Origin of the sequence: Roseibium sp. MMSF_3247 (assembly GCF_030733765.1) — a bacterium.
Classification (GTDB): Bacteria; Pseudomonadota; Alphaproteobacteria; order Rhizobiales; family Stappiaceae; genus Roseibium.
Genome location: NZ_JASHII010000001.1, coordinates 952,578 through 974,577, shown reverse-complemented (window position 1 = coordinate 974,577; position 22,000 = coordinate 952,578). Strand labels below are relative to the sequence as shown.

Below are 22,000 nucleotides of genomic sequence, written 5' to 3'. Positions count from 1 at the left end.
CTGCGTGGTGTGTCACGGCTGCTATGATGCCCCCTGCCAACTCAAACTGTCTTCCCCCGATGGATGGGCCAGAGGGGCGAGCAAACAAAAGGTCTACGAATCTTCCCGCCTTGATGATGCACCAATGACGCGGTTGAGGATCGATGCGAAGACTGTTCCAGAATGGCGGCAAAAGGGATTCTTTCCGGTCACGGGAACATCAGAACAACCTTCGACGCTGGTACAATTGCTGCAGTCCGGGCGCGACAATCCGTTTATACTGGGCGCGGCATTGCCAGACGAAGTTGAGCTCGGATTGAACCGGGACACGTCGTGCCCTGCGCCAAATGAAACGGCAGACTATCTGAACGATCATCAGTTTGGCGGTATGCCTTACGGTATGGCTCCGCTTCCAGAAAGCGACTACCGGATTTTACTGGCCTGGGCCAAGGCCGGGGCGCCCGGCACCGTGGAGCCCGTTGATCTCCCACCAGGTGTCTCGGCGCAGGTGGCTGAAATTGAAGGGTTCTTCAATCAAACGGCGCTGAAATCGAAACTCGTTGCCCGCTACATCTACGAACATCTGTTCCTGGCGCATCTGCACCTTGAAGGCGATCATCCGGACCGCTTTTTCCGTTTGATCCGGTCTAGAACTGCACCGGGTGAACCGGCCGATGAAATTGCGTCGCGCCGCCCCTTTGATGATCCGGGCGGCCGTTTCTTCTACCGCCTGATCCCGTTGAACGAGACGATCCTGCACAAGCAGCACATCGTCTATGAAATCGGACAGAAGCGGCTTGCCCGCTACACAGAATTGTTCCTGAAACCCGACTGGTCGTTAGATGCACTGCCAGCCTACTCTACGACTGCTGGCGGCAATCCGCTCTCGACCTTCGCGGCAATCCCGGCCCGCGGCCGCTATCAATTCCTACTCGACAACGCTCTTTATTTTGTCCGCTCGTTCATTCGCGGACCGGTGTGTTATGGCCAGGTCGCGGTGAATGTGATCGAGGACCGCTTCTGGGTGTCGTTCCTCGACCCTGATGCCGACCTTTCTGTGACCGACCCTGATTATCTGCCACAGGCAACGCCCATTCTGGAACTGCCGGTCGCCGTCTCAGACAGCTCTATTTCGGGCCGAATGCGTAATTTTCTGACACTTGGCCCCATCAAGTATCAGGAATTTCGGCAGGCCCGCTACAGGCATGCTGCCCGGACAACCGGCGGCCTGAATTATCAGGACATCTGGGACGGGGATGGCAACAACCATGATGCCCGGTTGACCGTTTACCGGAACTTCTCATCCGCATCTGTGGTGCGCGGCTTTGCGGGGTCCATACCTGAAACCGCCTGGGTGATCGATTTCCCTCTGTTTGAACGGATCTATTACAATCTTGTTGCCGGGTTCGACGTCTTCGGAAATGTCGAACACCAGCTGACAACGCGTCTTTACATGGACAGCCTGCGCCGTGAAGGCGAACGCATGTTCCTGTCCTTTCTGCCTCCCAAAAGCCGGGATCCGCTCCACAGCTCCTGGTACCAGGGGACCCTCGTGTCCCTGGTCGACCGATGGAAAGAAGCGCCTCTCGATACCAAGACACCAACCGGCATAACGTTTCAGACACAAACACCGAAAGCGGAATTTCTGAAGGAGCTCCTTCAGATTGAGCCGGGCCTCTGGCCGAAAGTCGACCCGATCAACCGCTGTACCGGGGAAACTTGTGCCTCGCCTGAGACACCAGCCGGCCAGTTGCGTCCGCTGACGGTGAAACCCGCACCGTTTGCCAAGTTCATGCCCGATATCGCCGTGCTTGTTGTGAAGCGCGCGGAGAACGACGAGATCTACACGCTGGTGCACGACATGGCACACAGTAACGTTGCCTTCGTCTTCAACGAGGATTTGCGCCGCAAGCCGGAAGATGACGCGATGACGATTGTTCCGGGCCAATTCAGCAGCTACCCGAACTTTATCTTCCAAGTGAAAGAGGCTGCACTGCCCGAGTTTGTCGAGGCATTGAGCGCGGTTCGCAGTCAGACCGATTTTCAGGGCGTGGTGGAGACCTTCGGCATTCGCCGAACACATGCAGAGTTCTGGATGGTTTTTGATCAGGTTCAAGCTGCCTTGGACGCACAAGATGCTGTTGAAGCTGGTCTTTTGGACCTCAATCGCTACGTTGACCCGAAAGTGACAGATCCGATCGAGCGGCTGTTGGGTTTCACCTTCAATTTCAACTAAGCCCGCATTTCCCGGATCAGCCAGTCGCAAAAGGCCTGAGCCTCAGGGCTTAGGGCTTGGCGGGGTCCGGACGTCACCAAATAATAGCTGTGCCGGCTTGTGATGACCTTGTCCGTTGAGCGAATGAGCCGACCACTTTCCAGATAGGGTTTGGCGAGCGTTTCCAAAACGAGTGCATGGCCATGACCAAGGGCCGCCAGCTCGAGGGCAGACAGAGTTTGGTCTACCTGCAGCCCTGACCGCCCCGGAACTGCATATCCATAAAGACGGAAAAAGCTTTCCCAAGTGTCCAGAACCCCCATGATGTCGAGCCGGACAGCCTGACTAAGCTGTTCCACGTCGCTTTTCGTGCTGTCCAACGCAAGATCAGGATGGCAAACGGCGATCACCGGGTCGTTGACCAGGAACTCAACAGTGCCGTCACTCCAGGTTCCATCGCCAAACCGCACATCGATCTCAAAGAGATCCGGATTGAGGGTCTCAGCCCAGGCGGCGGAGATCATTTGAAGGTCGACACCGGGGTTCTCCGCCTGAAAAGCCGCAAGCCGATGGATCATCCAGAGGTGCCCGAAACTGGACAGGCAACGGAACCGGACCGGCTTGCGCTCCCGCCCGCCAAAGACCGAAACCGTTGCAATCGAGAGATCGGAAAACGCCTTTTCCACCGACGGCTGATAGGTCTGCCCCAGCCGGGTTAATTTCAACTCTCGGTGCAGGCGATCAAACAATGGATATCCGAGCTGCTGCTCCAGCTGGCGCACCTGATAGCTGACAGCGGCCGGCGTAATCAGGAGTTCTTCGGCGGCACGCGTGAAATTTCCGAGCCGGGCCGCTGCTTCGAACGCTCTCAACCACGGCAAGGGCGGAAGGTTATAGGCCATCCAAGGTTCTCAGCCGCTGGATTATGTTGAAGATCGCTCCATTTCTCATTGTGCGCCCGTTGCCTCTTTCAAATTTTTTCAATGTTACACCAAATGATTTTTCGCTTCAGGCTTTTTGCAAACTCATCGACAGTTACTGGAGCGATCAAATGACCGGAGCAGATCCGACCTTGCAAACAGCCGATTACATCATTGTGGGCGCCGGTTCGGCGGGCTGCATTCTGGCCGAACGTTTGAGTGCGGACCCCGGCACGACGGTGCTGCTTTTGGAAGCGGGAGGGGCCGACGGTTCACCGTGGGTCTCACTGCCACTTGGCTACGGCAAACTCTACGCCGATCCAAAACGCACTTGGCAATTCATGACCGAAGCTGACAACGGATTGAATGGCCGGTCGCTCTATTGGCCACGCGGAAAAATGCTTGGCGGTTCCGGGTCTATCAATGCCATGGTGTATTGCCGAGGCTTGCCGCAAGACTACGACGACTGGGAAAGCTCAGGCGCAAATGGATGGTCATGGTCCGCGGTGCGTGAAACCTTCGAGCGCCTGGAAACAAAGACCGGTGCGGATGGGAGTAAGCGTGGCAGCGGCCCGATCAACGTTCAGGACATCTCCCGCGAGATCCACACGCTGAACCGTCATTTCTTTGCTGCGATCACGGAAACCGGATTGCCTTTGTCGGAAGATTTCAACGGCGATCAGCCCGAAGGGGCCGGGATCTACCACATCAACACGAAAGCCGGACTTCGGTGCTCTTCGTCTCGCGCCTTTTTGCACCCCGCCCTCAAACGCCCAAATCTGACAGTGCGCACAGCCGCGCAGGCAAAGCGCATCCTCTTTGAGGGACAGCGCGCAACCGGCGTTCAATTGGTATCCGGCGAAGTTTTGACCGCCCGCCGGGAAGTTATCTTGTCTGCCGGTGCGATTGCCTCACCTCAACTGCTTCAGCTCTCTGGTGTTGGACCGGGGCAGATTCTGCAATCGCTTGGCCTTCCGGTCGTCCAAGCCAACGACAATGTGGGCGGAAACCTGCAGGATCACTTGGCTGCGAATTACACGTTTCAAGCCCGTGAACCAACGCTGAATGCGATTCTGCGGCCACTTATCGGGCAAATGCGCGCAGCGTTCCAATATGCCCTGTCGCGCAAAGGCCCCTTGGCCCTGTCGGTCAATCAGTGCGGTGGCTTCCTACGCTCGCGCAAGGAGCTCACCCAGCCGGATCAGCAAATCTATTTCAATCCGATCAGTTATCAGATGAAATCCTCCGGCGGTTCCTCCCGCTTTACCCTTGATCCCTTCAACGGCTTCATCATCTGCGCCCAGCCGGCGCGGCCGACCAGCCGGGGCCGGATTGATATCAAGAGCGCAGACTGTTCTGTCGCGCCATCCATTCAGCCGAACTCCCTGTCGACGGACGAAGACCGGGAAACGGTCATTTCCGGCGGCCGGCTGTGCCAGAAGATCATGGCGAGCAAGGCTTTACAGGCGATCGTCGCCCGGCCTACCGGACCAGACCTTTTGAAGCTGGACGATCAAGGCCTCCTGGAGGATTTCCGCTCCCGCGCTGGGACCGTCTATCATCCTGTGTCCACTTGCCGGATGGGATCCAGCGCGGAAACATCGGTTGTCGACAACCGTTTGAAAGTTCACGGTATAGAGCGTCTTCGTGTGGTAGACGCGTCGGCGTTCCCGAACATTACCTCCGGCAACACCAACGCCCCCACCATGATGCTTGCCCTCAAGGGCGCTGATATAATTCTGGAAGATCACAAAAGAGCCTCCGCATGACCGTTCAAGACCTTGCCGCCAACTACCTTTCCACAGGACGCATTGATGGCCTCCCGGATGGCCATTTCATCGGCGGGCGGTTCACTTCCGCCTCCGACCGGAAGATGGAAAGCTTCGATCCAGCCCGTGCCGAGGCCTTTGCCGAGTTTTCGCTCGGCACCGAGGCCGATATGGACACGGCAATCGAGGCGGCCGAAAAAGCCGCCAAAGACTGGGCAAGAGCGCTGCCGTCCGAACGCTGCCGCGTTCTGAACAACGTCGCCCGTGTCTTCCGTGAAAACGCAGACCGCCTCGCGGTCCTGGAAGTCCTCGACAGCGGCAAGACGCTGGCAGAGGCCCAAGGCGATGTACAAGGTTCTGCGCGGCTGTTTGAGTATTATGCAGGCGCTGCCGACAAGCTGGACGGCCGGTCGGTGAACCTTGGCCCGGACTTGACCGCCTTTACGGTTCGCGAGCCGGTGGGTGTCACCGGCCACATCATTCCCTGGAACTATCCAACGTCCACATTTGCGCGTGGCGTTGCCCCTGCCCTTGCCGCTGGCTGTTCTGTTGTTGCCAAGCCCGCAGAGACGACACCCTTCACCGCACTTGTGATGGCCGAGCTCCTCAGCGAGGCCGGCGTTTCGGACGGGCTGGTCAACGTTGTGACCGGCCTCGGGAGTGATGTCGGTGCCAAATTGGCCCGCGATCCCCGGATCAAGCAGCTGACTTTCACGGGCTCCGTCACCACCGGCGTCAATGTCGCGCAAATGGCGGCCCCGAACGTCACCCGCCTCACCTTGGAACTCGGCGGTAAGTCCCCGTTGGTGGCCTTCGAAGATGCGGATCCTGAAAAGGTTGCGGATGGCGCCTATTGGGCGATTTTCTCCAACTCCGGTCAGATCTGTTCGGCGGGTTCCCGGCTCATCCTGCACAAGTCCTTACGTGATGAAGTCCTCGCCATCCTCACGGAACGCGCAAGCAACCTGAAAGTGGGTCATGGCCTAAAGAACCCGGATATGGGGGCGATCAACTCTGATCTGCACCTTGGCCGGGTCAAGGCCCATGTCGATGCAGCCAAGGCGCGCGGCGCCAACATCCTGACCGGCGGCGATGTGACCACTGATCCGGAAACCGGTAAAGGTTGGTTTTTCCAGCCCACCATTATCGCGGATTTGCGGGCCAACGACCCCGCCGTTCAGGACGAAATCTTCGGGCCTGTCCTGTCAGTGCAGAATTTCGAAACCGAAGACGAAGCCGTCGAGCTGGCGAACGGCACGGAGTTCGGCTTGATGGCAAGTGTCTACACGCGCGACACCGGTCGCGCGATGCGGGTTGCCCATGCGCTCGACAGCGGTCAGGTTTCGGTCAACGATTATTGGGCGGGCGGTCTGGAACTGCCCTTTGGCGGCAATAAGAAATCCGGCTATGGCCGAGAAAAGGGCTGGGAAGGCCTTGATGCCTACACCAAAGTCAAAGCCATCACGATCAGCAACGCCAGCTAAAGCGGTTCGACATGAAACTTAGCGATATCGAGACCTTCGTCGTTGGCAACCCGCCGCCCCGCCACGGAGGGCGGTACTTCATCTTCGTCAAGCTGGTGACTGAGTGCGGCATCACGGGCTACGGCGAGATCTACAATGCCACCTTTGGGCCGAAGCTGGTGGCACAGATGGCAGTCGATGTCTTCGAGCGCCAGTTTGCTGGCGAAGACCCGCATCATATCGAAAAGCTGTGGCACAAGACCTACGGTGCCGGATATACGCAGCGTCCGGATGTGACCGTCATGGGCGTGCTGTCGGGTCTGGAAATGGCCTGCTGGGACATCATCGGCAAGGCGGCGGGCAAACCCGCCTATGAGCTGCTCGGCGGCAAGGTGCATGAGCGGCTGCGTTCCTACACGTATCTTTATCCAGCCGATGGCGATGTTTATCCGGACCCGGATAAACCCAACGTCTATAACGACGCGGATATGGCCGCTGAAGCAGCGGCTAAGGCCGTCGACCAAGGCTTTACAGCGGTTAAATTCGACCCGGCCGGCGCCTACACCATCTATGACGGTCACCAACCGAGCCTTGAGGATCTGGAGCGCTCCGAGGCGTTCTGCAAACAGATCCGCGCAGCGGTCGGCACAAAAGCCGATCTATTGTTCGGCACCCATGGCCAGTTCACGGTGTCTGGTGCCAAGCGCCTCGCCCGGCGGCTGGAAGCGTACGACCCGCTCTGGTTCGAAGAGCCGATCCCGCCTGAAAAGCCGGAGGATATGGCGCAAGTGGCCCGCTTCACCTCCATTCCGGTAGCAACCGGCGAGCGGCTTTGCACAAAGTACGAATTCTCGCGTGTTCTGGAGACGGGAGCCGCCAGCATTTTGCAGATGAACCTTGGCCGGGTCGGTGGACTGCTGGAGGCCAAGAAGATCGCGGCGATGGCGGAATGCCATTCGGCGCAAGTCGCTCCGCACCTTTATTGCGGGCCTTTGGTGGCGCTCGCCAATATCCAGCTTGCGACCTGCAGCCCGAATTTCCTGGTGCTGGAATCAATCCGCACCTTTGACGGGTTCTTCGCAGATCTTCTCAACACACCGATCCGGTGGGAGAACGGCTACATCATCCCGTCAGAGGAACCGGGCCTTGGGCATGACCTCAACGAAGATGTTGCCCGCGCCAATCCCTACACCGGCACCGAGCTCCATTTGGGTTTTCAGAAAACGCCAGCACTACCGCTTTAGGAAATACCATAGGGCTGGTCAGTTTGTGGCTGCATCAAGCGCATCGTGCCTGGCCCGGACATCTTCGGGCCAGCTTGCCTTGATGAAAGACAACACAGCAATGATCTCATCGTCCGTTAGCACGCCCTCATAAGCGGGCATGGCTGATTGGTAATTTTCAAGATTTGCAGCCTCGGCAACGCCGTACTTGGTCATGTCGAACAACAGTTTCGAGGAATGGTGCCAAGTGTGACCAGAGACGTCATGAGGCGGCGCCGGCAGGAGGCCATCCGCTTTTGGCGTTTGCCAATCCGCCTCCCCTTCCAGATTCGCCCCGTGGCAAGCCGCGCAGGTCTCGTCGTAGATGTCCTTCCCGCGCGCAACCACGTCGGCATTTTCAGGCTTAAGCAAACCGGTGTTTTCGTTGCCTGGAATCACAAACAGAGCGGCGGCGCCGAGGCCCGCAATCAGAGCCCCGGCAATCGCCAGATAATGTAATGGTTTCCCCACGACCTAGATAACGACGATCTGGGACCCCACCGGCACACGGCCATAAAGGTCGATGATGTCCTGGTTCATCACACGGACACAGCCGCTGGAAACAGCGGACCCAATCGTCCAATATTCGGCTGTGCCGTGGATCCGGTAGAGCGTGTCGACGTTTCCCTGATAAATATAGAGCGCACGCGCACCCAGCGGGTTTTCCAGACCCGGATCCATGCCGCCGTTCTTCCAGCTCCACTGCTCAAGCTCCGGCTCGCGCTGGATCATTTCCTCCGGCGGGACCCATCTTGGCCATGGCGCTTTTCGGGCAATTCGGGCGCGGCCCGACCATTCGAATCCGGCTCGGCCAAGACCAACACCGTAGCGCATGGCCATGCCGTTTTCCTGGACCAGATAGAGATAATAGTTGGAGGTATCGACGATCAGCGTGCCGACACGCTCGGGCGTGTTATACCGCACTTGCTTGCGGTAATAACGCTCCGGAACCTTGTTCAGATTGATCGCCGGGATCGGAAACCGTTCTTCCGGCATCGCCCGGTACATGGATAGATACGGTGAGACCGGCGGCGCAGCCGGCGGTGTCGTCGTCGACACGCAGCCGGAGACGGCGAGCCCTGTCAGGCTCGCCGAACCGGCAAGAAATGATCTTCTTGTCAGCAAAGACACGTTACTTTACCTCGCCCATTTTCATATAAACGCGTGGTGTTGCACCAGGTTCCATCGGCAAGGCGTGTACCAGATATTGAGCCGCGGGATCGTAGTCCATTCCGAGCGACCCCGTCGGCATCCCGGCAACTGCCAGCCCGCGAATGTCGGGGCGCTCACTCATCAGTTTATCCATTGCTTGCAAAGGGACATGACCCTCCAGCACGTACTTGCGCTCATCGCCAAGCACAGCCGTGTGGCAGGCCTGCAAATCGCCCGGAACGCCGGCCTGCTTCTTGATGGAGGTCAGATCTTCCATGTCGCGGATCTCGACCTTGTAGCCGGCCTTGGCAACCTCTTCCGCCCAGATGTGGCAGCACCCACACCAAGGGGTCTTGAACACTGTGACCGTGCGTTCCTCATCCGCCATCGCCGGAGCGGCCAACAGCGCTGCCGCAAGGGCGCCTGTGCGGACCAGTTTGTGATTAAGCATTGGATTTGTCTCCGTGTGTGCGGTTGTCACCGCTTCTTTGGTGGACACATCCCCCCATGAAGCGATGCATGATCAAATGCATCGCCAAACAACCGGCAAGCGGCAAAACGGGCCAGAAGCGATCGGCAAACGACGCACTGGCTGGCGCACTTGCAAGAACAATAGCCATTCCTGCGGCCATCATGAGGCAGCACACCAGCATGAAGAGCGAACGGGGACTGGCACTCTGCCGCAACCGATCAAAAGCGAACCGGCTGCGCAGCGGCGAAACGTTATGTGAGGCGAGCATCTTGCTCCCTTTCTGTCTGAGTAACTTGGGCCGGCAAGCGCCGGCAGTTCCGGTCTCAGACAGATTGGGGCGGGTGGTCTGCGACGGCGGGCGCTGCCATCGTGAGCGTCTTCCCAGTGTTTTCGTGAACCCGGACGGAGCCAGGTAACACCAAACCGGGCGGCATGGGCAAAACGGAGGCGCAGTCACTTGAGCATTTGCTGCCGGCATGCTGCGCAGCATCGCTGACTTCCTGGCCACAGCAGACCATGACTTCCTTCAAGTCCGCCGTCTGCACAGGCATATCGACGTTGTTCATGTCCTCAAGCACGGCCGCTACAGAAAACGATCCCACTTGGCCTTTCCAATCGGACACGTTGAATGCCGCCGCCGGCACACCATGCACCGCAGTGAAAAGAATCAGCAAAAGGACCGTCAAAAACGAACGCATGGGATCGCCCTATCGCAGTTGTTTCTGAAAAGCCAGTCCCGGCTGGATGAAAATCACTCACTTCATCGAGAGCGGACGGGCACAGCTTTAAAAAGGACCATTTCGATGGGCCCGGCCGGTTCTCAAGCAACTCTGGCGGGCAGAAGCTGGAGAGCAGGTTTTACAGCTGGCTTTGACATGGCAGATTTGGTTTCTGTTTCTGAAGCCTCTTGCGGCTGCTTGGCCCCGCTGTTGATACGATGGCGAACCTCGGAAGCCGGCATGGGTTTTCCAAAATAAAAGCCTTGAACCTCTTTACAGCCGTGATGCTTCAAAAGCCGCAAATGTTCCTCGGTTTCGGCACCTTCAGCAAGCACCGGGATATTCAGGCTTTCACTCAAGATGATGGTTGCCCGGACAATTGCTTCGGATTGCGCATTCGTGCCGAGGTCCTTGATGAATTCCCGGTCGATCTTGATCTTGTCGAACGGGAAGGCTTGCAAGGTGGCCAGAGAGGAGTAACCCGTCCCGAAGTCATCCATTGCAATGCGGACGCCCAGCCGTTTCAGTTGCTGGATCACCTGCAGCGCGTGGTTCGTATCTTCAATAATACCGGTTTCCGTGATTTCCAGTTCCAGGCGAGACGGATCCAGACCGCTTTCCTTCAAGGCATTCGCGACCACATCCGGGAAATTCGCGTCAGACAGCTGGATCGGGGCAACATTCACAGCAATCCGGATTGGCTTGGACCAGCCAGCTGCTTCCTTGCACGCTGTCCGGACGATCCATGCTCCAATTTCCAGGATCTGGCCGGTTTCCTCAGCTATCGGAATGAAGGCGAACGGGGGAACCAATCCACGTACCGGATGATTCCAGCGCAGGAGCACTTCGGTCCCCGTTACGTCATGGGTCTGGACATCATTTTGCAATTGATAGTGTAGAACGAACTCATTGTTCCGCAGTGCCTTGCGCAAATCGATCGCAAGCGCACTTTGGTCTTTTACCTTGTCGTCTTTTGCCGGGTCATAACACTGAGCTGCGTTTCCACCTTCAGAGCGGGCCCGGTGCATGGCGCGTTCGGCGGCGGAAAACAGTTCCTCAGCATTTTGCGCATGTTCCGGAAACAGTGCATAGCCAACTGCGCTGTCTACATGAACAGCGTCATCACCGGCTCCGAAAGGCATAGCAACGATCTTCTGAATGCGCTTGCACAAATCAAGCAAATAGCCGCGATAATAAACCGGCTTGCCGACAATAACGAATTCGTCACCGGCAACACGGGCGACATATTCATCCTGATCCAGATGGGTCGACAGATTGCGGGCAATGTGGCGGAGAAGCGCATCTCCGGTCGTGTGGCCCAAGGCTTCGTTGACCGCCTTGAACCGCGACAGGTTGCAGGTCACAACAACAACGCGGGCATTGTCGAGGGCAACACGTGATATCAAGCCGTCCGTAAAGAGCTCGACCCCCTTGCGGTTCGGCAGACCTGTTAACGGGTCCTGGTGCGCGATCTGCGTGATTTGATTGTTCGTCACTTCAGCATTGGCCGTGTCGATCGAGTAGGTGATCATCGCGCTTAACAATAGGACGCTCATCGTGAAAGCGACACCCATCCCAACCAACTGATTGGAGACAAGATCAAGCCCCTCCGCATCCAGCCGGAGCGGAAGTATGTTCATCCCGGCCATCGCGGTAAAATGCATACTGCCGACAGCAAGAATGAAGGCAAGTGCTGCGCCATACTTGCAGTAACGCGTCACGGGCCGCGCGATCCGGCTGGTGGAGATCATGCCGAAGACAGCTGCCAACACGACGGAAACGACCACAAACAGCGTATCAAGTTGGGAAACCCCGGAGACACGCATGGCGTGGATGCCGGTGAAATGCATGGCTGCGATCGACAGTCCAAATACGGCACCGCCAACCTCGATCAAGGCAGATCGCTGTGTCAGGCTACCCAACCAAAGGCCAAACGTGGTTCCAAGGATCGCGATAACAAGAGATGCCGCTGTGAGCGTCACATCATAACCGAGGATCAACGGGCTTTCGTACGCCAGCATGGAGACGAAGTGTGTGCTCCAGATGGTTCCGCCTGCAATCATGCCAGACAGAAACAACCACATGTATTTCAAGCTGCCTTGCGTTCTGCGGACCCGCGCGTAGAGACGCATCGTCAGGACAGCCCCCACGACAAGGATTGCAACAGCAAGCCCGAGCGAAAAGGGGTCATGGTCAAAGGCGATGCAAGACAGGACAGTTAGCATTTAGATCTCCAAGTCCGGATATCCTAGCGGGAACCAGAGATCTCTGTGTAAATGTACGTATCAGACTGAAAGTTTGAATAACAACTTCTTAAAACCCCTACTGCGTTGATCTAATTGTATTTTCTTTTATCAACACAACAGTGTAAAACAGTTTCCACTGCTCAGAAAAGGTGAGGCGTTAACGATAGACAGGCCAAATGTGCTGCCGGTTCGTTTAAATTTAATTCAATATCCAAAATAAAACCCCCGCCCGGCATTCGGGCGAGGGTTTCTGATCTTCAGAGTTGCCGGTCAATCAAGCGGCCGCTTTGGCCTTGAACTCGATCCGGCGGCGGTGAAGAACCGGCTCCGTATAGCCGTTCGGCTGTTTCGTACCTTCCAGAACAAGCTCGAGTGCTGCCTGGAACGCAACGGACCCGTCAAAGTCATCTGCCATCGGCCGGTACAGCGGGTCGCCTGCGTTCTGCCCGTCCACCACCTTGGCCATCTTTTTCATCGTCTCGATGACCTGCGCTTCGGAACACACGCCGTGACGCAGCCAGTTCGCGATGTGCTGCGAGGAGATCCGCAAGGTTGCGCGGTCTTCCATCAGGCCAACGTTGTTGATGTCCGGCACCTTGGAACAGCCAACGCCCTGCTCGACCCAGCGGACCACGTAGCCCAAAATGCCCTGTGCGTTGTTGTCTAGTTCGGCCTGAATGTCCTCCGGCGCCCAATTCGGACGTTCGGCAACCGGGATTGACAGGATGTCGTCCAGTTTCGCGGCATCGCGCGATTTTAGCTCAGCCTGACGGCCAGCAACGGACACCTTGTAGTAGTGCAGCGCATGAAGCGTTGCAGCCGTCGGAGACGGAACCCACGCCGTGTTTGCGCCCGACATCGGGTGACCGATCTTCTGATCCAGCATGGCATTCATGAGATCAGGCATCGCCCACATGCCCTTGCCGATCTGGGCATGTCCAGGAAGACCGCAGGCAAGGCCAACATCAACGTTGTTGTTTTCATAGGCACCAATCCAGGTCGACGCTTTCATGTCGCCTTTGCGGATCATCGGGCCAGCTTCCATGGAGGTGTGCATTTCATCACCGGTCCTGTCCAGGAAGCCGGTGTTGATGAAGAACACGCGGTCCTTTGCCTGACGGATGCACTCCTTGAGATTCACCGTGGTGCGGCGCTCCTCATCCATGATGCCCATTTTCATCGTGTTGCGCGCCATGCCCAGCGCGTCTTCAACACGATTGAAGATTTCGCAGGCGAAAGCCACTTCTTCCGGGCCGTGCATCTTCGGCTTTACGATGTAGATGGAGCCCGCGCGGCTGTTGGTGTTCCGGCCGTTCGGTCCAACATCATGCAGGCCGATCAGTGCGGTGATCATGCCATCCAGAAGCCCTTCTGGAACTTCGTTGCCATCCTTGTCCAGAACCGCGTCGATGGTCATCAGGTGGCCCACATTGCGCACCAACAACAAGGACCGACCATGAAGGGACAGAGCGGTGCCGTCGGGAGCGGTGTACTGACGATCCCCATTCATGCGGCGGGTGACGGTCTCGCCGCCCTTCTGGAAGGTTTCTTCCAGATCGCCTTTCATCAGTCCAAGCCAGTTGGTGTAAACGACCACCTTGTCTTCAGCATCGACGGCCGCAACGGAGTCTTCGCAATCCATGATGGTCGACATGGCCGATTCCAGAACGACATCCGAAATGTGCGCCTTGTCGGTCTTCCCGATCGGGTGCTGACCGTCAACGTTGATCTCAAGATGCAGACCGTTCTTGACGAGCAAGACCTTGTACGGGGATGCAACATCGCCGGAATAACCTGCGAATTGAGACGGATCCTGCAAGCCGATCGCTCCACTGTCCGTCGCGGCCGATAGAGTGCCGTTTTCAATCGAAAGGCCGGTAATGTCCGCCCAACTACCTGCAGCCAGCGGAGCTGCATCATCAAGAACCTTGCGGGCGTAGGCGATCACCTCAGCGCCGCGCGCCTCGTCATAGCCGCCAGCTTGCGGCTTGGAGCCCATGGCATCGGTGCCGTAAAGCGCGTCATAAAGCGATCCCCACCGGGCATTGGCGGCGTTCAGCGCATACCGTGCGTTCATCACCGGAACCACAAGCTGCGGGCCTGCAACAGATCCGATTTCGGGATCAATGTTCTGGGTGCCGACCTCGAACGCTTCGCCTTCCGGAACGAGATAGCCGATTTCTTCAAGGAACGTTTTGTAAGTCGCCATCTCTGGCGTGCCGGGGTTGGCCCGATGCCAAGCATCCAGCTTTTCCTGGAGCGTGTCGCGTTTGGCCAGCAGGTCGCGGTTTTTCGGGGCAAGGTTATCAACAAGCGCTGACAGGCTTTTCCAGAAATGCTCCTGATCAACACCGGTGTCAGGCAAGGCCTTGTCGTTCACAAACTCAAAGAGTTCTTTCGCCACTTGCAATCCGTGGGCGTCGACCCGTTCTGTCATAATTTTCTCCAAACGCTTTTGCGGCATTATGTTGATCTTTGTGAGTGTTTTAGCTGTCAAACGCTCCGGGTCAATTGCCAGCGAGCCTTCATGACTTTTTCCTTTTCCGAAATAATCCGCACCATCATCGCTGCAGAACGAACAATTCGGCGTCTCCAAGGCCTTTCCGAAACGCCAACAATCCGCTACCGCTCTAGACCAACGCCCCTCCCCGGCTGCCAAATTGGCAGGAAAGAAGACACCTTATGAGTTCGTTTGCCGGACGTATCGGAACCATGGCTTATGGCAATGCCATCCTGTTGTTGATGGCAACCACGCTTCTGTGGGGCGGCAACACTGTGGCCGGACGGCTTGCTGCGGGGGAGGTTTCCCCGATGGTCGTGGTCTTTCTGCGCTGGATCATTGTTGCGGGCCTGCTTGTTCCCTTTTTATGGCCGCGGATCCGGTCCGAATGGCCAGTCATGCGCGGCTCGTTCCTCCGCATGGTGCTGATGGCCGCCTTCGGCTTTGTGGGTTTCAACACGCTGTTTTACATCGCAGCGACAGAGACAACGGCGGTCAATCTCGGGATTATCCAGGGATCCATGCCGATCCTGGTCCTCATTGGATCTGTTATCGCATTCGGCTCCAAAGTACGGCTGCTTCAGGTCGTCGGTATTTTGGCGACATTGCTGGGCGTGACCTTGATTGCGGCACAAGGAAGTCTCGACGTTCTCTTGAGCCTTGCGGTCAATCCCGGCGACGGTGTCATGCTGATCGCCTGCGTGCTCTATTCAGGCTACACGCTGGCGCTGCGCAACCGGCCACAGGTTTCAGGGCTGGTCTTTTTTGCCGTTTTATCCGCCATCTCCGTGTTCGCCTCGCTTCCCGGTCTTGCCTACGAGATGGCGACGGACACGGCTCTCTGGCCCGACATGAAAGGCTGGCTGATTGTACTCTACATAGCGCTCGGCCCTTCTTGCCTCAGCCAGATCTTTTTCATGCGCGGCGTGGAACTGATCGGCCCGGCCCGAGCGGGCGTTTTCATCAACCTCGTCCCGATCTTTGCAGCCGTCCTTGCTGTCAGCATCCTCGGCGAGCCGTTCAAATGGCACCACGGGCTGGCCTTGTTGCTGGTTTTGGGCGGGATCTGGTTGTCGGAACGCAAGGCAGGCAGTTGATGTGGCGGCGGAGTATTTGCAGCTGGTGACTTTAGCGAGTTTGAATTTGCCATAATCAGAGGGCACATTGGCGTCATGGAAACTCCAATGATTACGGGCGCCTTTGCGCTTTTGTTGCTTACAATTGCCCTGCTGCAACCGCTGGCCCGCCGGTTCGGTGTGGCTCCCAGTGTGCTGCTTGCCATGGTCGGCACCCTGATCGGGATCATTGCCACATATCTTCTTTATACGCCGCGTACCGACGCCTTTAACACTATTGCAAATGTCTTTGTGAATCCGCCTCTGGATTCAGAAATGATCCTCTACATTTTCCTGCCGTTGCTCTTGTTTCAAACCTCATTGACCCTCGACGTGCGGCGTTTGTTTGAGGACTGGGCGCCGGTTCTGGTCATGGCGGTTGTTGCCGTTTTCGTAGCAACAGCCTTTATCGGCGCTGCGCTCTACCCGTTGGCCGGCGTTCCGTTGGTGGCCTGCCTGTTGCTCGGCGCAATCGTTGCAACAACTGATCCGGTTGCCGTCGTGGCGATTTTCCGCGACATCGGAGCACCAGCCCGCCTTGGGCGCATCGTTGAGGGTGAAAGCCTCTTGAACGATGCGGCCGCTATCGTGATCTTCGTTCTGCTTCTTGGCATTCTGACGGGAGATCAGGCTCTCACTGGCAGCGAAGTGGCCATTGCCTTCGCCCGGTCGTTTGTCGGGGGCGTCATTGTGGGCGCGGTTCTAGCGCGCATTGCCGTCAGTCTCCTGCATTTGATGCGCGACCTACCGCTCGCCCAAGTAACCCTCAGCCTCGCTCTGCCCTACGGCATCTATGTGCTCAGTGATCAGTTTGCCGACGTGTCGGCGGTTGTTGCCGTTGTTGCCGCCGGGATCATCTTCAATCTCTACGGTCCGGCCCGGATCCAGCCGGCCAACTGGAACTTTCTGCATTCGGTCTGGGACCAGATGTCCTTCTGGGCCGCATCGCTCATCTTTCTGCTCGCCGCAATTCTTATCCCGCGGCTGGTCGACGGGTTTGCCCCACTCGACATTCTGTTGCTTCTGATCGTGATCGTCGCAGCCCTCGCGGCCCGTGCTGTCGTGATTTACGGATTGCTGCCCGTCCTCAGCTTCATGAAAGCCGGAGAGGCAGTGAACGACAAATACAAGGCTGTCATGCTCTGGGGCGGCATGCGCGGCGCAGTGACGCTTACCCTGGCCCTCAGTGTGTCCGAGCACGCGGCACTGTCGCCCGAGATCTCAACGTTTGTCACAAAGCTCGCCACCGGCTTCGTGCTGTTCACCTTGCTGGTGTATGGAACCAGCCTGAAGCCGCTGATCAAACTCCTCGGGCTCGACCAGCTAAACGCACGGGACGAAGCCCTCCGCACTCAGTATCTGGCCCTAACCCTGTCCGACATCCGGTCCGAGCTTGGGGAGGCTGCCAAAGCCTATCATGTGGCACCGCATGTCGCCTCCGTTGTTCTCGACGACTATGAAAAACGCGCCGCCTCTGCCGCTGCAGAGACCAACATGCTGGAAGAGTTGAAAGACAAGGATCGGGTCAATATTGGCCTGATTGCGCTCGCGGACCGGGAACAACAACTCGTCCTGGAACACTTCCACCACAAAACAATCTCCGGACGCGCTGTCGCTGGTTTTCTCGCCATTACAGGCCGGACAAGTGATCTTGCTCGCAGTGAAGGACGGAGCGGCTATCGTCAGGCAAGCCGGGAACCTCTGAAGTTCGGGTTCGGTTTCCGCTTCGCACAGACTTTGCAACGCCGGTTCAAGATCAACCGGCCTCTGGCACGCCAACTCGCGGCAAGGTTCGAATTCTTACTCGTTTACCGGATCCTCGAAGACGAACTGCTCGTTTTCAATGAACGCCGTATCCGCCCGCTCTTGGGCGAACGCGTCGCTGACATTTTGAAAGAGACCCTAAGCAACCGGCAAGCTGAGACCATCCAGGCTATTGAGGCTTTGCGTTTGCAGTACCCGGATTATGCCGATGCGCTTGAGAACAAATTCTTGCGCATGAGCGGTGTTCGTCTTGAAGAGACCGCATACGACGAAGCCCGGGATCAGATGTTGGTGGGCACCGAATTGCATCAGGACCTCCTCAGAGACGTGGAGAAGGTGCGGCGCGCTTGCGACTTCCGGCCGAAGCTGGACCTCGGGATGAAGACCAAAGAGCTGGTCCAAGCCCATCCCTTGTTTGAGGGACTGCCAAAAAAACAGCAGAAAGCCATCATGAAAATGATGCGCCCGCAATTCGCGACACCGGGGGAAACCTTGATCCGGACGGGCGAACGCGGCGATGCCGCCTACTTCATCGCATCCGGTGCGGTCGAGGTTTGTACGCCAATTACCACCATCCGCCTCGGCCGCGGTGATGTGTTCGGGGAAATCTCTCTCATGACCGGCGGGCGGCGCAGCGCCGATGTTGTTGCGATTGGTTATTGCCATTTGCTGAGCCTGCGGGCGCAAGACTTCCGGTTGCTCATGGATAAACATCCAGATCTGAAGGCCCATGTGGAAAGCCTGTCAGCTCAGCGCTTGAAGATGAACTCGAAGGCCCAGGAAGCCGAAACCGAAGATCCGGTCGTTCCCCAGTTCAAGGAAAATTCCGACACTGCAGAGGAGTTGGGGTCCGAACACAAGACAGAACCAACTGAGGACAGCAAGACGCCTTCAAAAGAGGCAGACGATCCTCCGGAGGCCACTCCCAACAGAACTCCAGAAGTGGCGACTTGAGAGCGCAGGCCGGTTCTTTGGTTGGCAGAGAGCAAAGGCCGGGCAAAAAAATGGACCGGCGATTAGGGGCCGGTCCGGTCTGAGGTGCGAGCATCGCTTGCTCGAGGGGAGGTTCATCACATCCAAAATCTGATTTACATAGTAAGTCATGCGAACGGTTTTTTGCCAGCCCTTTGTTCAAGTAAACGCACCTATGGTGTTGATAAGTTTTAGATGAAGATCTGTTTTTAGAAGGTGGGTGTATGAAATTTTTAACTTCCATTGACCGTTCATTTGCATTATTACCTACGGCATTCCATGCAAAATGAAGACACTACACAGATTAACTTTAGGTGATCCTAAGTTAATGCGGAACATCAACAACCTGATCTGACCTATTGATTTTGGTGGAGTTTAGGGCGCAGACAAAAACACCGCGCTTAACACGCGTGTTCCAAGAATTACCCTCACACCTAATGTCCGACGATGGCGAGCTTAACTGCGCGGAGCCGCTGCCCGTCTCAAGCGGTCATTAATCGCCTCGCCAAGGCCAGTATTGGGGATATCTTGCACCTGAATCGTCTTTGCACCGGACGAATCAAGGGTCCGCATGGCCTGAAACAACTGCGCAGCGGCCTCTACGAGATCCCCGGACGGACTAAGATTCGCCTCCGCCAAGGCTGATTCTCGCCCTTCAATCGGATCCACACCAAACGACAACAAGGCCTCGTTTGGCGCAACGGCTCGTGCATGAAGACGCATCTGTGCATTTGGTGCGTAGTGGGAGGTGAGCATTCCGGGCGCCGCGGGAGCCTCCGGTTGTTTGTTTGAAGCTGGTGTCCGGACTTTTGTCTGCAGCACATTCTCGATTTCTTCGCGTGCCAGACCACCGGGGCGCAACAGCGTCACGTGTTCGTCCGTCAAACTGATGATTGTGGATTCAATACCAACCTCACACGGTCCGGCGTCAATGACGAAATCGAGCGCGTGCCCGAGATCGGCAATCACATCCTCCGCCCGGGTAGGGCTGATTTTGCCGGACTGGTTCGCGCTTGGGGCTGCCAGCGGCCGACCCGTTTTTTCCGAAAGATATCGCATGATCGGCCCGGACGGGACCCGCAGCGCGACCGTGGACAGACCTGCCGTCGCCAGATCTGAAATTTCTGAGGCCTCAGTCTTCGGCACAACAAGGGTCAGCGGGCCCGGCCAAAATGCCTCTGCAAGCTTCAGGGCGCGGTCATCAAAGACACCATGATGGCGAGCGGCCTCCAGGTTGGGCAGATGCGAAATGAGTGGGTTGAAACTCGGCCGACCTTTGGCCTGGAAAATCCGCGCGCAGGCAGTGCCGCTCGTCGCATCGGCCGCCAGGCCATAAACGGTTTCGGTCGGCACAGCGACCAGACCGCCGTCAATCACGCTGCGGCAGACGGCATCGGCTTCCACATCCAATTGCCAGTCACTTGAGCTCAGATTGACGTTCCAGCGCTGCATTCATTTCGTTCCGTTGCTTGCCATTCTGAAAGACTGACCAAAAAGATAAGGACATGCCGCAGCGAAATGGGTTGACGTTTACGTCAACACGGCTACTGTTTGCGTCAATCGGCTGCCAGTAGCGCCTTTTGCGGGCAACCCCGTGTTCCGTCAAGCTTTGGACGGCTGAAAGAAGAGATTTGGCCAAGATAGGCCACCGGTTCTTGGGAGGACCAATCATGTATCGTGCACCGGTCGATGAGATCGCCTTCACCCTCAAACACGTCTGCGGCCTGTCAGACCTGCAGGAGGTCGGACAGCATGCCGAACTCGGCGATGATCTGGTGGATGCCATTTTGAACGAAGCCGGCCGCTTCGCCGCCGAAGAAATTGCCCCGCTCAACAGCGTCGCCGACAAGCACGGAACTCCGCTTGCCAACCGGGAAGTCACAACTCCTCCCGGCTGGCGCGAGCTTTACCATGGCTGGATCGAAGGCGGCTGGAACGGCCTTTCTGCCAGCGAGGACGCCGGCGGTCAGGGGTTGCCACAAATGCTGTCAGCCGCTGCGCTGGAGATGTGGAACTCCGGTTCCATGGCCTTCGCCATCGGCCCGACGCTGACAATGGGCGCTGTGGAGGCCATCGAAAAGCACGCAACGGAAGAGTTGCGGGCAACCTACCTGGAAAAGCTGGTCACCGGTGAATGGATGGGCACCATGAACCTGACCGAGCCACAGGCCGGGTCTGATCTCAATGCGTTGAAAGCGCGGGCCGAACGCAATGACGACGGCACGTACCGGATCTACGGCCAGAAGATCTTCATCACCTACGGCGAGCACGATCTGACCGACAACATCATCCATCTGGTGCTTGCCCGCCTTCCGGACGCGCCCGCTGGAACCCGCGGCATCTCGCTGTTCCTTGTCCCCAAATTCCTGGTCAACGAAGACGGCTCGCTCGGCGCGCGGAACGATGTCCACTGTGCAGGCGTAGAGCATAAGCTCGGCATTCATGGTTCCCCGACCTGCACCATGGTCTACGGCGATGAAGGTGGTGCCACGGGCTGGCTGATCGGCGAGGAAAACAAAGGCCTTGCCTGCATGTTCACGATGATGAACAACGCTCGGCTCGCCGTCGGCATTCAAGGGCTGGGTGTTGCGGAACGCGCCTGTCAGGACGCCCATGCCTACGCGCTGGAGCGCAAACAAGGCAACGTCCCCGGTAAGAAGGGCGACGGCATGGTCGCCATTGCCCATCACCCTGATATCAAACGCTCTTTGCTGGGCATGCGGACCCGAACCCAGGTCGCCCGCGCGATCTGTTATTCCTGCGCCCATGCCATCGATATGGCCAACACGGCCACCGATCCGGATCAGAAGAAGCACTGGTCGGAACGCGCAGGCCTGCTCACGCCGATTGCCAAGGCGCTGTCGACCGATTTCGGCGTCGAAGTCGCCTCCATCGGCGTTCAGATCCACGGCGGAATGGGCTACGTGGAAGAAACCGGCGTTGCGCAGCACCTGCGCGATGCCCGGATTGCGCCGATCTATGAAGGCACCAACGGCATTCAGTCGATCGACCTTGTGATGCGCAAGCTGCCCCTGTCGGGCGGGGATCACATTCGTGGCTTCCTGACCGAGTTGCGTGAGATTGCCCGGGAAGTTTCCCAATCCAACCGGCCCGAGTTTGGTGACACGGCCGAACGCCTGCGCCGGGCCCTCGATGATCTGGAAGAAGCGACTGACTGGATGCTGGCGGTCCAGGCCGATGGACGGGTCGAAGAGGCCCTTTCCGGCGCAACACCCTACCTGCGACTGGCGGGCCTTGCCTATGGTGGTGTTCTGCTGGCGAAAGGCGCCCTGAAATCAGGCATGGAAAACCGGGCTCTGCGGACCCAGCGCACCATCATGGCGAGAAGCTACGCCATGACGCTTCTCTGCGACACGGCAAGTCTGAAGGAAGACATCGTCGGCTCGTCGGACAGCATCCTGGAGTTCGACCCGGAAGCCATGACCTCTTAA

Annotated in this window: 15 protein-coding genes; 7 read left to right on the top strand and 8 right to left on the bottom strand. The window is 57.5% G+C overall.

Annotated elements, in window-relative coordinates; genetic code table 11:
- Nucleotides 1-124: 124 nt before the first annotated feature.
- Nucleotides 125-2,215, top strand: a complete 2,091-nt coding sequence (locus RBB44_RS04400) for a fatty acid cis/trans isomerase (RefSeq protein ID WP_306149528.1) — start codon at nucleotides 125-127, stop codon at nucleotides 2,213-2,215.
- Here RBB44_RS04400 and RBB44_RS04395 read toward each other — a convergent pair.
- The gene (locus tag RBB44_RS04395) at nucleotides 2,212-3,096 is read right to left on the bottom strand and encodes a LysR substrate-binding domain-containing protein (RefSeq protein ID WP_306149529.1); all 885 of its coding nucleotides are present in this window, start codon (nucleotides 3,094-3,096) and stop codon (nucleotides 2,212-2,214) included. The genes RBB44_RS04400 and RBB44_RS04395 overlap by 4 nt on opposite strands.
- 149 nt (nucleotides 3,097-3,245) lie before the next feature.
- On the opposite strand from RBB44_RS04395, the gene RBB44_RS04390 reads away from it, so the two are divergent.
- The 3 genes from RBB44_RS04390 to RBB44_RS04380 are packed head-to-tail and all read left to right on the top strand — an operon-like array spanning nucleotide 3,246 to nucleotide 7,590.
- The gene (locus tag RBB44_RS04390; RefSeq protein WP_306149530.1) at nucleotides 3,246-4,883 is read left to right on the top strand and encodes a GMC family oxidoreductase; all 1,638 of its coding nucleotides are present in this window, start codon (nucleotides 3,246-3,248) and stop codon (nucleotides 4,881-4,883) included.
- Nucleotides 4,880-6,367 (top strand): aldehyde dehydrogenase family protein, encoded by a 1,488-nt coding sequence (locus tag RBB44_RS04385; RefSeq protein ID WP_306149531.1) that lies wholly within the window; start codon nucleotides 4,880-4,882, stop codon nucleotides 6,365-6,367. Before RBB44_RS04390 ends, RBB44_RS04385 begins: the two co-directional genes overlap by 4 nt.
- An 11-nt stretch (nucleotides 6,368-6,378) precedes the next feature.
- Nucleotides 6,379-7,590 carry a mandelate racemase/muconate lactonizing enzyme family protein gene (locus RBB44_RS04380; protein WP_306149532.1) on the top strand — a complete coding sequence of 404 codons (1,212 nt, stop codon included), beginning with the start codon at nucleotides 6,379-6,381 and terminating at the stop codon, nucleotides 7,588-7,590.
- 18 nt (nucleotides 7,591-7,608) lie between these two features.
- Here the strand turns inward: RBB44_RS04380 and RBB44_RS04375 are convergent, their stop codons facing one another.
- The 6 genes from RBB44_RS04375 to RBB44_RS04350 all read right to left on the bottom strand — a co-directional run bounded on the left by RBB44_RS04375 (nucleotide 7,609) and on the right by RBB44_RS04350 (nucleotide 14,634).
- Nucleotides 7,609-8,079 (bottom strand): c-type cytochrome, encoded by a 471-nt coding sequence (locus tag RBB44_RS04375; protein WP_306149533.1) that lies wholly within the window; start codon nucleotides 8,077-8,079, stop codon nucleotides 7,609-7,611.
- Nucleotides 8,080-8,082: 3 nt separating this feature from the next.
- Nucleotides 8,083-8,739, bottom strand: coding sequence for a L,D-transpeptidase (locus RBB44_RS04370; RefSeq protein WP_133948116.1), 657 nt, complete (start codon nucleotides 8,737-8,739; stop codon nucleotides 8,083-8,085).
- A 1-nt stretch (nucleotide 8,740) separates the two neighbouring features.
- Nucleotides 8,741-9,211, bottom strand: a complete 471-nt coding sequence (locus RBB44_RS04365; protein ID WP_306149534.1) for a DUF411 domain-containing protein — start codon at nucleotides 9,209-9,211, stop codon at nucleotides 8,741-8,743.
- A gap of 344 nt (nucleotides 9,212-9,555) precedes the next feature.
- Nucleotides 9,556-9,930, bottom strand: coding sequence for a hypothetical protein (locus RBB44_RS04360; protein WP_306149535.1), 375 nt, complete (start codon nucleotides 9,928-9,930; stop codon nucleotides 9,556-9,558).
- 122 nt (nucleotides 9,931-10,052) lie between these two features.
- On the bottom strand, nucleotides 10,053-12,176 hold the full coding sequence (locus RBB44_RS04355; protein WP_306149536.1) for a bifunctional diguanylate cyclase/phosphodiesterase: 2,124 nt from the start codon (nucleotides 12,174-12,176) through the stop codon (nucleotides 10,053-10,055).
- A gap of 295 nt (nucleotides 12,177-12,471) precedes the next feature.
- Nucleotides 12,472-14,634: a malate synthase G gene (locus RBB44_RS04350; protein ID WP_306149537.1), complete on the bottom strand. Its 2,163-nt coding sequence runs from the start codon at nucleotides 14,632-14,634 to the stop codon at nucleotides 12,472-12,474.
- A gap of 245 nt (nucleotides 14,635-14,879) precedes the next feature.
- On the opposite strand from RBB44_RS04350, the gene RBB44_RS04345 reads away from it, so the two are divergent.
- Both RBB44_RS04345 and RBB44_RS04340 read left to right on the top strand, forming a co-directional pair.
- A complete protein-coding gene (locus RBB44_RS04345; protein ID WP_306149538.1) occupies nucleotides 14,880-15,794 on the top strand; it encodes a DMT family transporter in 915 nt (304 codons plus the stop codon).
- A gap of 87 nt (nucleotides 15,795-15,881) precedes the next feature.
- Complete coding sequence (locus tag RBB44_RS04340) at nucleotides 15,882-18,530, top strand: cation:proton antiporter (RefSeq protein WP_306149539.1); 2,649 nt, start codon at nucleotides 15,882-15,884, stop codon at nucleotides 18,528-18,530.
- 474 nt (nucleotides 18,531-19,004) lie between these two features.
- On the opposite strand, the gene RBB44_RS04335 is transcribed toward RBB44_RS04340, so the two are convergent.
- A complete protein-coding gene (locus RBB44_RS04335) occupies nucleotides 19,005-20,000 on the bottom strand; it encodes an L-threonylcarbamoyladenylate synthase (RefSeq protein ID WP_306149540.1) in 996 nt (331 codons plus the stop codon).
- A gap of 218 nt (nucleotides 20,001-20,218) precedes the next feature.
- On the opposite strand from RBB44_RS04335, the gene RBB44_RS04330 reads away from it, so the two are divergent.
- Nucleotides 20,219-22,000, top strand: a complete 1,782-nt coding sequence (locus tag RBB44_RS04330; RefSeq protein WP_306149541.1) for an acyl-CoA dehydrogenase — start codon at nucleotides 20,219-20,221, stop codon at nucleotides 21,998-22,000.